Below are 12,676 nucleotides of genomic sequence, written 5' to 3'. Positions count from 1 at the left end.
AGACTAAGGCCCAATACAGAGATCTACAAAGAGAAATAGAATCAAATATGTAGCGTCATAAGCAACAGGCATGAACCTTAGGGCATAAAAAAAGACCGGCTCCAAATGGAACCGGTCTTGTTGAAAAAGGAATTTATTTGTGACTTATTTATCCCACCAAACTGGCGTATAAATAAGTTGGGTACCTGGGTAATTACCGTTGGTAGTGATCTCACTGTTTGGATAAATCATTCTCAGCGCTACTCTTGTATTTGCACCTAACACTGAAGCAGCAGATCTAACCAGGAAGTCAGGATAACCTGTTCTTCTCCATTCAGTCCATGCTTCAAAGCCCTGGAATCCACACATAGCGAAATATTTCTGAGTGATAATCTTCTTAATCTGATCAGCTGGATCGGTAGTTAATTGCGCAGCAGGGGCAGATGCAAGATAAGCAGCAGCCTGAGTAGCAGTTAAACCTACAGAAGTAAAGCTGGTCGTAACACCTGTATTAAATAGAGCATTCACAGATCCTGTGGCCCATCCTCTTGCTACAGCCTCAGCTTGTAGGAAAGCACTTTCAGATGCAGACATCAGTTTCACTGGAGCAACGGCAGATGCATCATCAACCGCAACACCACCTACTAAAGTAGAAGGTGTAGAAACACGCTTTGTCGAGTTAGAAGCATATGTACCCTGGTTAATGTAAGCAATAGTATCTGTTGATCCGCCGCTTACAAAATTATAGAATTTGAATGCTCTTGGGTCATTGTTTGCTTTAAATGCTTTAACTGCAGTACCGCTGGCGACAAGGTTTTGAGTTCTGCCCAATGCAACCATCTCATTATATAATGGGTTTTGGTTACCACCGGTAGTAGTGTATTTCATTGAAGCATCTTCAGCAAGGAAAGCTGGAGTAGCTGCATAGATAGCTGCAATACCTGCCTGCGCTTTTGATGCATTTACCTGTGACAATCTCAGGTATGCTTTTAGTTTCAGCGTAGTTGCAAAGGCTTTCCATTTAGTGGTGTTACCCTGGAAAATCATGTCCTGAGCACCAATAGCCGGAGCAGTAGGTGTATTTAACAAGGCAATACCTTTATCGATGTAGGTAAAAACACTATCATAAACAAGTTCCTGGGTTGAATATCTCGGGCTTGAATACTCAGTACCTTTCAATGCTTCTGCCAATGGAATATCTCCAAAAGCATCTGTAGCTACCTGGAAAGTATAAGCCTTCAACACATAGGCCATACCTTTTGCATATGGGCTGTTCACCTGGTTATTGATGATCAGCTCAGCATTGATCAGGGCATTTCTATAGATCGTAAGCCAGGCCCTGTCGTAACTTGCATTGGTAGGATTATATTGATCCAGTGTTCTGTACTGTGAAGCCGTTGGCGACTGAGTCCAGTATTGTGCCCAAAGACCTCCATTGATCTGGAAGCTGTTACCAACCAGCTGACCAACCGATGCCTCCACTGTTGGAAGTAATAATGCCGGAGTAGCTGAATCCGGGTTGTTTGGATTATCATTAACATCTAAGTACTTTTTACATCCTGCCAGGCTGATTGTGCCTGCAAGAAGAAGAAGCATAAGTTTCTTAGCGCTAAACATATTTTGATTTCTCATATGAGTTTAAGATTATTAAAATGAAACTTTAAGGTTGATACCATAATTTCTTACAGATGGATTTGCAGTAAAGTCAAATCCCTGAGCATTTCCAGCACCAGCAGAGTTTACTTCAGGATCTGCATAAGCATTTTCCTTTGGTGTCCATAGGAACAAGTTGTTACCGAACAGACCAATTGTTAAAGCACCGATACGGCTGCTGTTCAATTGCTCTTTGCTGAAGGTATAAGAAAGACCTGCATTTCTCAATTTCACAAAAGAAGCATCAACGATGTTGTTACCGTCTGCATAAGAAGGATAGTAATCCTCTTTGCTGTAAGTTACGCTGGTATTAGGTACACTTTGTCCATTTACGATAGTAACTGAATTCGGGAATACTGTACCAAATCTCTGGCCACCGGTTTCTGCTGATGTACCATTGAAAGCCATGATGTCTTTTGTTCTTGAGAAGAACACACCACCATGTTTAGTATCAAACAATACGTTCAGTGACCAATTTTTGTAATTGATGTTTGTTCCCAGTGAAGCCTGGTATTTAGGGTTATAACTACCCAGGTATTGTGCTGTTGCAGTTTGCAGAGGCAAACCAGTAGTTGGACTCACAATAGTACGGCCTTGGTCATCAGTCTGGTTGGTTACCCCATAGAACTCGCCATAGCTACGTCCTACAGCAGCCACAATGCTCATACCAGAGAATCCACCAACACTAACCTGAGAAATTCCTGGCAACAGAGAAACAACTTCACTATTGTTTTTGGTATAAGTACCGAAAAGTTCCAACGAGAAATCTCTTGCTTTAACCACTGTACCTCTTAAGCTCAGCTCCACACCTTTATTTTGGATTTCACCAGCATTTACAACACTGAATCCGTAACCAGTTGAGTTTGGTGTAGGAATTGCCAAAATTTGGTTTTTAGAACTGTTTGCATAGTAACTGAAATCTACACTCAGACGGCTTTTGAAGAAACCTAATTCTGTACCAACTTCAAATGAGTTGGTTTTTTCTGGCTTCAGATTAGCATTTCCGATTGTGCTACCAGCCATTAGGGCTGCAACATTTCCGAAAGGGAAAGTTGTGCTACCAAAACTACCCAGAATCTCACCTCTTGAGAAGGTACTTAACAGTTGGTAAGGATCAGTATCATTACCAACCTGAGCATAACTTGTTCTTACTTTACCATAGCTCAACCAGTTAGCAACAGACGATTCTTTCAATAATTCTGAGAACAGGAAGGAAGCACTAACGCTTGGATAGAAGAATGAATTGTTATTTGTTGGTAATGTTGAAGACCAATCATTACGAGCAGTAGCTTCTAAAAATAACATGTTTTTGTAAGACAGGTTTAAATCTGCGTACAAGCCAACTAATCTTCTTCTGCTGATATTATCTGACTTCACATCTACCGGACCATTACTATTAGCCAGGTTATACCATCCAGGTACAACTAAACCTCCGCTTGCGTTGGTTGCTGTATTCACTGTCGATGTGTAACGCTGACGAATGTTATTACCAATCATTAATGATCCCTGGAAATCTTCATTGAATTTATGAGTTGCAGTAACCATTAAGTCGTGCACAAACTCATTCACATTAAACTGATTAATCTCGTAAGCTCCGTTGTTGGTTTGAACATTGTCTGCTGAATAGTTGCCAGCTTCATCTGCAGGCAGAAAAGAATATTTCGGAGTTTGTAATCTTCTACGCTCAGAATAACTATCAATACCCACACGTTCTTTAATATCTAACCATGAAGTTGGTTTGTAACCAACATTGAAGTTACCGGTGATACGGCTAACATCATCATAATTATTATAATTATCAATTATCCAATAAGGGTTCATAGTATAAGCACCATAGTAGCCATATTGACTACTTAAAATACCATCAGCCTTAGTAATGCCGTATCCATTGTATTTATTGTTAAGATCTGAAAGTCCTGTGATATTGATATCACGTGGTGTCTGTAACAAGTTGTTATAAATTGATCCGGATGCTTGTCCACCTGCAGGTTGGTTAGAGTTGACTTTTGAATAGTTTACCGATACACCTGCATAAAAGTTATTACTGAATTCAGTTGTCCCGTTAAAACGAACACCGTATTTGTTATAAGTATCTTTGTTTCCAGGATTGATTCCATTAGAGTTTACAGAGTTGATACCCAAGAAAAAGGTAGATTTATCACCTCCGCCGGAAAGCGACAGGTTGTTTGTAGTAGCAAAACCTGTTTTAAAGAAGTCACGTACGTTATCTTTAACAGCTGAATACGCTTTTTCCTGTCTCACACCATCAATTTCCTGACCCCAAGGCTGTACCTGACCTGTGAATGGTGCACCCCAGCTCCAGTTTTCCTTTGGATCATTTTCATAAGAAACTACACCATTCTCATCAATATCCGTGTGATAACCCTGACCGTATTCATTTTGGAAATCAGGTAATTTTAAAACTGAAGAGAAAGCATTGTTGCTCGTAAATGTAATCGATGTTTTAGCGCTTTTAGCACCAGTTTTAGTAGTGATGATCAAGGCACCATTAGATGCTCTTGCTCCATAAAGTGCAGCCGCAGCTGGGCCTTTCAGTACAGTTACTGAAGCAACATCCTCAGGGTTAATATCATTACCCCTGTTACCAAAATCCACACTTGCTAAACTTGAAGAACCACCGATTACACTTGAGTTGTCGATTGGCACACCATCTACAACTATCAGCGCCTGGTTGTTTCCTGCAATAGATGAACCACCACGTAAAACGATTCTGGATGAACTACCAGGAGCGTTTGAAGTAGTTGTAATGTTCACACCGGCGATTTTACCAGCCAGCGAGTTGGTTACACTTGAATTTTGTCCTTGTCTCAATTCTTCAGTGTTTAACGTAGGAGCAGAGTAACCAAGGGTTCTTTTCTCCCTTTTAATCGCATTTGCAGTTACTACGATCTCGCCTAGTTCTGCTGCATCTGAAGCTAATGTTACGTTTACAGTGTTAGCACCTGCAGGAACCTCTTTGGTTGTATAACCAATGAAAGAGAATACCAATACAGGGTTGTTTCCTGAAACTTGAATAGAGTACTTTCCTGATACGTCAGATTGAGCACCAGCCTGACCGCCTTTTAATCTGATGCTAACACCAGGTAAGGGCTGGCCATCATCCTGGCCAAGAACTGTACCAGTTACAGTCCTGTTTTGTGCATTTGCCGCGAATACGGCAAACATGAGGACGAATAAACTTAGTATAAGTTTTTTCATAAAGAAATAAAATTAGATTAGTTAATAATTAATTAGTGTTGATAGCGTTATTGTTAGAGAAATGAATACTGGTTCCTGGCTTAACGGAAGGAAAAGCTGTGTTTAGCACACACAGGCCAACATGCATTTTTAAAAGAGTATGATGAACAAGGATCGCGCATTTTTAATGAATTCCGCAACGCGCAAAAGGAGGTACAAACCCGGGAAAGGGTCCCTCAAAAAAAGATTGTTTAAGTAAATAATCAGTTAATAATAGTCTAAGGTAATCCAAAAAATTAATGGCCACAAATTTTTATTTTTACTAGCCCACAACTTTTTGGGGTAAAAACAAATAAAAACGGGCAAAAACCTCATTAACGCATATCTAAACCAAGGATTGTAACTAAATCGTTAAATAATTAAAAAAATAGCATTGGTAAACAAGAGTTTACCACTTTCCCAAAAAGAGCGGAACAAAACATTGGTAGAAAAGTAGATGATACTACCCTTTTCTGCAGGCTGCACTCCAAATACCAAACCACTGCTCAGTTTTTTCTGGATATTTCGTCCAACGACACCCGCCATTAAAGCATTTGGCTTCAAAACACCAACATTCCAACCTTTGGGAAGCAATTCATAAATTTTATCATCCGTTTTGAGGGTATAATAAAACTCACCCAGTCCACGTGTGAGCGGATGTGTATGATCCAGGTTTACTTTATAGATAGCCCCGGGAATAGCATCCGCAGTATCATCCTGATCTTTTTGTTTATACATTCTCACCAGGTTATCACTATCCGGCGGTACAGGGAACTCCTTCTTTTTGATTTCAAAAGGTTTGATACCGATGACACTAGAGATGGCTTCCTCTATAAGGATTACCTTTCCGCCACGGTGGATCCAGTTTTCCAGTTTCTCTATATTTTTTCGCAGGTATTCTCCGTCAGGGAGGATCAGCACATTAGTAGTTGACAATTCCAGGTCTCCCAGGTCATCCTCATGGATAATATTTAAGGGGTACTTTAGCTCCTGTTCAAAGAAATGCCATATTTCACCCGCACTGGAGGCAGAAACATCCTCATCAGCGACCATCGCCACTTTCGGAACAGTCAGCAGCGGATAAACTGTCGACCCAAAATCTTTCCCATTTTGCACAAAACCACTGGAAATACTCGCAAAAGCCCGGTTATATTCCTTCGAAACTGCCGAAACCTTATCCGATATCTCCTTATTTACCTTTTCATTCTCTATCCTGTAAATCAACAGCGAACCTGCCGGGTATACCTTTGTGCCAATCGTGAAAGCCTGTTCTGCCATACGTACCTTGATACCCAGGCGCTGTAGTGCAATCAGGATTTTTGCATCCTCCAGCCCGTTCCAGGCTAAGATCCATGCATACGGTTTTTCGGCTACATCCGGAGCATCAGCCTGTTCGTCAAGCGCCGGAAAAGCACCAGTAACATGTTCTTTGGTACCAAAAGCCGTCAGCCCATAAGCATAGGGCAGCGCCCATGCTGTGATATCATAGGTATTGGAATCCGTTACTTTCGTTTCAGGTTCAAAAAGCACATTCGCCAGTACTGCTGCCGGCTGCTTCAAATTAACCACAAGGTCATTCCGCTGGATCTTAAAACTGGCCGTCTGTTTCGTATCAAAACTGTACCCGTTCATTGTTTTCCCCCCGCCAAAGGCGTACTCAATATGATTTTTGGAGAGCAGCTCCGCCAATTTCCTAAGTCTGTTCAGGTTATCGGCCTTTACCACATAGGATTTATAATTTCCCGGGGGAGTGGCAGCAGCATGTTCAAAATACTTTGCGAACTGGGAGATCAGCAGTCCGGCATGACCGGAAACAGTCTCCAGTGTGGCCATACCCGTAGTAAAATGGTGGCTGATCCTGTCTTTTAATGTCAGCGTATCACCGCTTGCCACCCGCACCGCCAGCCCTGCATTGATCCCGCCCTGCTCATAAGTCATCCCAATGGCTCCACTATATAAAGGATAGGTATCTCCATAAGAAGGATATAAAAGGTCAAACCTTTCTTTTGTAAAATACTGCCATCCGTTTTCATCAAAATACTTGGCATTGTTCTTCCCCGCTATAATCTGGAATTCGCGCTGGAAAGGAGTGATATCCTGGTGTACAGGCTCCGCAGCAGGAGCAAAATAATACGGATCATTGTAACTCTGCTCATGGAAATCAATATGCACTTCGGGCATCCACTCGTGATACAGGGCAAGGCGCTGCTGCGTTTCTATCTGCGTTTGCCAGGCCCAGTCGCGGTTAAGGTCAAAATAGTAATGGTTTACCCTTCCGCGTGGCCAGGGTTCATTGTGTTCCCTTGCGGCGGGATTAGCATTCGGTTTCGCCGCTGCTACGGAGTTATAAAAATTAACATAGCGCTCCCTCCCGTCAGGATTCAGACAGGGGTCAATAATGACTACCGTATTTTCAAGCCATTCGCGGCTGCGGCCGAAAGATGTTTCTGCAAGAGTATATAAAGTTTTCATGGCCGTTTCTGAGGAGCTTGCCTCATTGCCATGCACATTATAGCTCATCCACAAAATAACAGGTTGCTTAGCTGTACTAACCTCACCCTTACTTATACTCAGGTTTTGTTTTCTGATTTCCTCCAGTCTGCTCATATTGTCAGGACTGGAGATCACAGCAGCCATCAACTCCCTGTTTTCATAGGTTTTCCCATAGCTGATCAGCCTGATATTCTTGTGGCTTCCTGCCAGATATTTAAAGTATGCAACAATCTGGTGATGCGGTGTGAACTTAGTTCCCAGGGGGTATCCGAGGAAGTCATCAGGAGATTTTATTTGCGCGCGCAGGCCAGTAACCGCGACCAGTAAAAAGGAGATAGAGAGCAAAAGTCTTTTCATTACAACGGCTTTATCTTTGGCTAAAGAATAAATGTAATCAGAATCTTTTTAGTATGTAATCCATAGTGTAATTTTAGCAATTATAATCACAAGAAATCAGCTATGTCCCAAACCGAATTGATCTATCAACATTATTTATCTTACCCGACCATCTCTACAGACACCAGGAACATTACACCCGGGTGCCTGTTTTTTGCACTGAAGGGTGAGAATTTTGATGCCAATGTTTTTGCGCGTAATGCATTGAACCTGGGTGCGGCATATGCTGTGATAGATAACCCTGAATATAAGTTTGACGACCGCTGCATTTTAGTTGATGATGTACTGACAAGCCTGCAGGAAGTGGCAAAATACCACCGCAGTCAGTTGCGCATACCTGTTATCGGACTTACCGGCAGTAACGGAAAAACGACCACCAAGGAGCTGATCAACGCCGTCCTGTCAGAGAAATACCGCTCTTTTGCCACAAAAGGAAATTTAAATAACCATATCGGCGTCCCGCTTTCAATCTTATCCATCAAATCGGATACTGAAATTGCAGTGATCGAAATGGGTGCCAATCACCAGAAGGAGATCGAATTTCTATGTACGATTGCACAGCCTACCCATGGGCTGATCACCAACATCGGCAGGGCACACCTGGATGGTTTCGGAGGATTTGAAGGAGTCAAAAAAGGAAAGGGAGAGCTATTCTCCTACCTGAAAAAGGATAATGGTACAGCCTTTATCAACCGCGACAATGCCCTGATTACAGAGATGAGCAATACCGCCAAACTGGATCACATGATCTATTATGGAACCGAAGGGGAGAACTTTATCACGGGGCAGCTTGTAGCCTCAGACCCACTGATTGCCCTCAACTGGAAGGGCAGGGATGAATACTTTTCCGTGCAAACAAACCTGACTGGTGCCTATAATTTTGAAAACATCCTTGCGGCCATCTGTATTGGCGCATTCTTTAATCTTACCGTAGCCCAAATCAACGAAGGACTGGCGGGCTATGCACCCAAAAACAACAGGTCGCAGTTAACAAAAACAGAAAGCAATACTGTTATCTGTGATTTTTATAACGCTAACCCCAGCAGCATGACCGCAGCACTGCAAAATATTTCATCGCTGGCTGCAGAAAATAAGGTTGCCATCATTGGCGATATGTTTGAACTGGGAGATGAATCTGCTGAGCAGCACGAAGAGATAGCCGCCCTTGCAGCACAGTCGGGATTAAATACCGTAATCTTCATAGGAAGCCATTTCTATGCGCTGAAAGAGCTGTATCAGGGAGAGTTTTTCAACAGTCCTGCTGAAGCGATGGAATGGATAGAGGCCAATCCGGTAAAAGACAGCCTGGTTTTGCTGAAAGGTTCCAGGGGAATGGCACTCGAACAGCTGCTGCCGGTATTGTAATTAATGTGGGATTGTACTGCTTCCGGCTACAATTACCCCTGCATCGCTGATTTCTCGCAGGGGATTATCACGCATATTCTGCTCAATCTCGATGGTATAATTGCCCGTTTGAGGGAAATGATATTCTGAAAGCAGGGGAAGCACATATGTATAAAGGTTCCCGGAACCTGTACCCAGCCATTGCCCGTCAGATTCTGCGAGTTTATATTCATAGCGGCGGGTAATCTTTGGCAAGCCCGGGCCACTCATATGCATCAGGATATAGATATTGGAATACCGGTAATCTGCGGTATGCCTCAGTTTAAATTTGAGGGCAAAGGCCTTTGTGTTATCTTTAATATCCACAATGGCCTTTACCTTTTCTGCATAGCCCCAGTTACGTGAAGGCATTTCAACATTCGTGTCAATCAGATTATTGGTATTGCATCCGGCAGTTCCTGAGATCAGGAATGCACATACCAGCCACACAAAAAGATTAGTTCTCTTCATTTTTTGGTTTATCCGATGGTTTGTTACGTCTGCGGTTATTCCTGCTCCTGTTATTTCTGCTTGCCGATGGTGCTTTAGCTTCTCCACCATCTTCTGTTTTAACTACTTCAGGAGCCTTTTTTGCTTCCGGTCTTTTTTGATCGGCAGTTCTTTGATTCGGCTGTGCCGCTTTTTGTCCCTGCTGATTCTGTTTCGGACCCTGCTGAGGTTGTCTCTGACCTTGCTGTGCCGGTTTTTGTCCGCCTTGTGCCTGTCTAGGCCCAGACTGACCCGCTTTTGGCGAACGCTCACGCTCTGGTCTGTTTCCTCCCGCAGGTTTATTTCTGTTGTTCCTGTTGTTCTTATTTCTCTTCTCGTCGAGACGTGTTAAACTATCCTGACCAACTACGTTTTCGTAATCGTGAACCTTCTCAATCACTACCGGAGCAGCAAGCTCTACAGCTTCATCCTTCAGGTTACTTGGTTTCTGACCCTTTTTATTCATGGCCATGATCTCTTTCACACGGTCCACTTTCAAAGGAATCCAGTCCTCCTGGTTAGGATAGCTGAACCACATCAGCTTTTTGAAAATATCTGTTTTCTGGTGACGGGCAGTACCAATTTCCGTTTGTAAATTATCTACACGGTCAGGAATATCCTTAAGTGCATCCAGGTAAGTATCCAGCTCATAGTTGAGGCAGCATTTTAACTTTCCGCACTGTCCTGCCAGTTTCAGCGTATTTAGGGAAAGGTTCTGATACCTTGCCGCAGCTGTAGACACCGTTTTAAAGTTTGTTAACCAGGTTGAGCAGCACAATTCACGTCCGCATGAACCGATACCACCGAGGCGTCCCGCTTCCTGGCGCATTCCGATCTGACGCATTTCGATTCTGATACGGAAAGTCTCAGCCATCTTTTTAATCAGCTCCCTGAAATCTACCCTGCCTTCGGCAGTATAAAAGAACGTCGCCTTGGTTTTATCTCCCTGGTAATCTACATCACTGATCTTCATCGACAGACGCAGGTCCAGTGCCAGTGTACGGGCTTTATGCATCGTCTCCCATTCCAGGTCTTTTGCCAGCTTCCATTTGTCAACATCAGCCTCCGTAGCCTTGCGGTACACCTTACGTGTAACCTGATCAATAGGCGTTTTACGGCGCTTCATCTGCATACGTACCAGCTCGCCCGTTAAAGAAACATGCCCGATATCGTAGCCACCTGTAGAACCTTCTACAGCTATAAGTTCACCAATTTCAAGATAAATATTGTCTGCATTCAGGTAAAATTCCTTCCTAGCGCCTTTAAATTTAACTTCGATAACCTGAAAAGGTTTATAATTTGAGGGCATGTCCAAATTAGACAGCCAATCGTAAACTTCCATTTTCTGGCAGCCTCCGGTAAGGCATGAGCCATTACTTTTGCAGCCCGAGGGGGCGCAACCGCCACCGGTAGAACAACTTCCACATCCCATAACTAATTGTATATATATTGAGTCCCTTTCGGGAGCGTTTTAAACTTAATAATTTTTACCAATTGTAAAGATACATCTAAAAATAGGATTTTAGGGTTTGCGTTCCGTTCAATGTGGTAATGTGCTTGTTCCAACTCCGAAATTATAGCCGATGCCATGTTCAGGTCGAGCACATGTTTACATAGCTTCTGTGCCGTGTCTAAGGTCCTTAAAGGCAGTTTTACCAGGCTATCTGCCCCACTCAGGATCAGGCTGCACTCCCGCAGAAAGCTAATTCCGTACTTTAAAAAATTCTTTTGATTTTCTCTGCCCCAGCCTGCTGCCTGATCTGTAAATGCGACCAGATCCAGCCCCTTGTTACCATATCCCATGCGCAGCCATCCCGCAAAAATCTCAGCATTGTCATTGTGTGCCTGCGACGCCATAGCTTTAGCTTCGATCAGGTTCCCGTCAGAAAGAAAACTATATGTTGAAGCCTGCTCTTCAGAAAGATGGTGCTTCATCATCAGGTATTCCTCTACGGTTTCCCCCGGGAGCTTGGGAATCTTTACAATTTGTGTGCGCGACAATAGTGTCGACAGGATATGCTCCTGGTTATGGGCTACCAGCAGGAACAAAGTATTTGCTGGTGGTTCTTCGATAATCTTCAGCAATGAATTCCCTTCTTTCTCCAGATACTCCGGCAGCCACATGATCAGAACCTTCGTCTCTGCTTCAAAAGCTTTATAACTAAGTTTCTTTATAATGTCATGACACTCGGCGATGTTGATGTTCGCCTGTTTATTGTCGGCATTTAGCTGCGCCCGCCAGATATCCAGGTCTACATAAGGGTCAGACAGCAGCATAGTGCGCCACTCCTCCAGCACATCTGTAGCAATTTTAACATCCTTCGAAGCAAAAAAGGGATAAGAGAAATGTAAGTCAGGATGGATGTACCTCTCATACTTACGGCAGGAAGAACAGAGGCCGCAACTGTCTGTTTCTGTCCGCTCAAGACAGTTGATATATTGCGCATAGGCGATAGCCAGAGGCAAAGCTCCGGTACCTTCCGCAGAGAGAAATAACTGGGCATGACTCACCCTGTTTTCAGCAACGGTCTGCACCAGTTGCCGCTTAATTTCCTCCTGACCTACGATCTCTTTAAACTGCATTTGGTGCAAAATAGTAAATTTATAACAATCTTTGCAGCCATGTCACGTATTATCGCATTTGATTACGGCACCAAACGTATCGGCATTGCCGTTACAGATCCACTGCAGATTATTGCTACCGGACTGGACACCGTACACCCAAAAGATATTATTGATTATCTCAAGAAATACCTGCTTACAGAGCCCGCAGCGGCCTTTGTAATAGGAAATCCAAAGCAGATGGATGGTTCGCCCTCAGAATCTGCGCAGCATGTAAAAGGCTTTTCTACCCTCCTCAAAAAGAGCTTCCCGGAGATCCCCCAGCACTGGGTGGATGAACGGTTTACCTCCAAACTTGCACATGAGGCCATCATGCAAAGTGGCTTAAAAAAACAGGATCGAAGGAACAAAGAGAGAGTAGATACCATCGCTGCAACGATTATTTTACAATATTTCATGGAAGAACACCGTTTATAGAACATCA

Annotated in this window: 8 protein-coding genes; 2 read left to right on the top strand and 6 right to left on the bottom strand. The window is 43.3% G+C overall.

Annotation, left to right across the window (positions count from 1 at the left end):
• Positions 1-144: 144 nt before the first annotated feature.
• The 3 genes from OQY15_RS05600 to OQY15_RS05590 all read right to left on the bottom strand — a co-directional run bounded on the left by OQY15_RS05600 (position 145) and on the right by OQY15_RS05590 (position 7,719).
• On the bottom strand, positions 145-1,611 hold the full coding sequence (locus OQY15_RS05600; protein ID WP_265788798.1) for a SusD/RagB family nutrient-binding outer membrane lipoprotein: 1,467 nt from the start codon (positions 1,609-1,611) through the stop codon (positions 145-147).
• 15 nt (positions 1,612-1,626) lie between these two features.
• Positions 1,627-4,851, bottom strand: coding sequence for a SusC/RagA family TonB-linked outer membrane protein (locus tag OQY15_RS05595; RefSeq protein WP_265788796.1), 3,225 nt, complete (start codon positions 4,849-4,851; stop codon positions 1,627-1,629).
• Between the two features lie 390 nt (positions 4,852-5,241).
• Positions 5,242-7,719, bottom strand: a complete 2,478-nt coding sequence (locus tag OQY15_RS05590) for a M14 metallopeptidase family protein (protein WP_265788793.1) — start codon at positions 7,717-7,719, stop codon at positions 5,242-5,244.
• 102 nt (positions 7,720-7,821) lie between these two features.
• Here OQY15_RS05590 and murF point away from each other — a divergent pair, with 102 nt between their 5' ends.
• Positions 7,822-9,123 carry a UDP-N-acetylmuramoyl-tripeptide--D-alanyl-D-alanine ligase gene (gene murF / locus OQY15_RS05585; RefSeq protein WP_265788791.1) on the top strand — a complete coding sequence of 434 codons (1,302 nt, stop codon included), beginning with the start codon at positions 7,822-7,824 and terminating at the stop codon, positions 9,121-9,123.
• On the opposite strand, the gene OQY15_RS05580 is transcribed toward murF, so the two are convergent.
• The 3 genes from OQY15_RS05580 to OQY15_RS05570 are packed head-to-tail and all read right to left on the bottom strand — an operon-like array spanning position 9,124 to position 12,213.
• Positions 9,124-9,612 (bottom strand): gliding motility lipoprotein GldH, encoded by a 489-nt coding sequence (locus OQY15_RS05580; protein ID WP_265788789.1) that lies wholly within the window; start codon positions 9,610-9,612, stop codon positions 9,124-9,126.
• On the bottom strand, positions 9,599-11,062 hold the full coding sequence (gene ricT, locus OQY15_RS05575) for a regulatory iron-sulfur-containing complex subunit RicT (protein ID WP_265788787.1): 1,464 nt from the start codon (positions 11,060-11,062) through the stop codon (positions 9,599-9,601). Before ricT ends, OQY15_RS05580 begins: the two co-directional genes overlap by 14 nt.
• 2 nt (positions 11,063-11,064) lie before the next feature.
• Complete coding sequence (locus OQY15_RS05570) at positions 11,065-12,213, bottom strand: hypothetical protein (protein WP_265788784.1); 1,149 nt, start codon at positions 12,211-12,213, stop codon at positions 11,065-11,067.
• Positions 12,214-12,252: 39 nt separating this feature from the next.
• Between OQY15_RS05570 and ruvX the strand changes: the two genes are divergently transcribed.
• On the top strand, positions 12,253-12,669 hold the full coding sequence (gene ruvX / locus OQY15_RS05565) for a Holliday junction resolvase RuvX (protein ID WP_265788782.1): 417 nt from the start codon (positions 12,253-12,255) through the stop codon (positions 12,667-12,669).
• Positions 12,670-12,676: the final 7 nt, after the last annotated feature.

It is taken from the genome of Pedobacter sp. MC2016-15, from assembly GCF_026239695.1.
Classification (GTDB): Bacteria; Bacteroidota; Bacteroidia; order Sphingobacteriales; family Sphingobacteriaceae; genus Pedobacter.
The sequence above is the reverse complement of the archived record's forward strand: the minus strand, read 5'-3'. Positions and strand labels throughout refer to the sequence as shown.

What these genes read in the sequence shown, in the direction of transcription:
- OQY15_RS05590 (WP_265788793.1), bottom strand. Translation starts at nt 7,719, where the DNA reads ATGAAAAGACTTTTGCTCTCTATCTCCTTTTTACTGGTCGCGGTTACT.
- ruvX (WP_265788782.1), top strand. Translation starts at nt 12,253, where the DNA reads ATGTCACGTATTATCGCATTTGATTACGGCACCAAACGTATCGGCATT.
- murF (WP_265788791.1), top strand. Translation starts at nt 7,822, where the DNA reads ATGTCCCAAACCGAATTGATCTATCAACATTATTTATCTTACCCGACC.
- OQY15_RS05600 (WP_265788798.1), bottom strand. Translation starts at nt 1,611, where the DNA reads ATGAGAAATCAAAATATGTTTAGCGCTAAGAAACTTATGCTTCTTCTT.
- OQY15_RS05570 (WP_265788784.1), bottom strand. Translation starts at nt 12,213, where the DNA reads ATGCAGTTTAAAGAGATCGTAGGTCAGGAGGAAATTAAGCGGCAACTG.
- OQY15_RS05595 (WP_265788796.1), bottom strand. Translation starts at nt 4,851, where the DNA reads ATGAAAAAACTTATACTAAGTTTATTCGTCCTCATGTTTGCCGTATTC.
- OQY15_RS05580 (WP_265788789.1), bottom strand. Translation starts at nt 9,612, where the DNA reads ATGAAGAGAACTAATCTTTTTGTGTGGCTGGTATGTGCATTCCTGATC.
- ricT (WP_265788787.1), bottom strand. Translation starts at nt 11,062, where the DNA reads ATGGGATGTGGAAGTTGTTCTACCGGTGGCGGTTGCGCCCCCTCGGGC.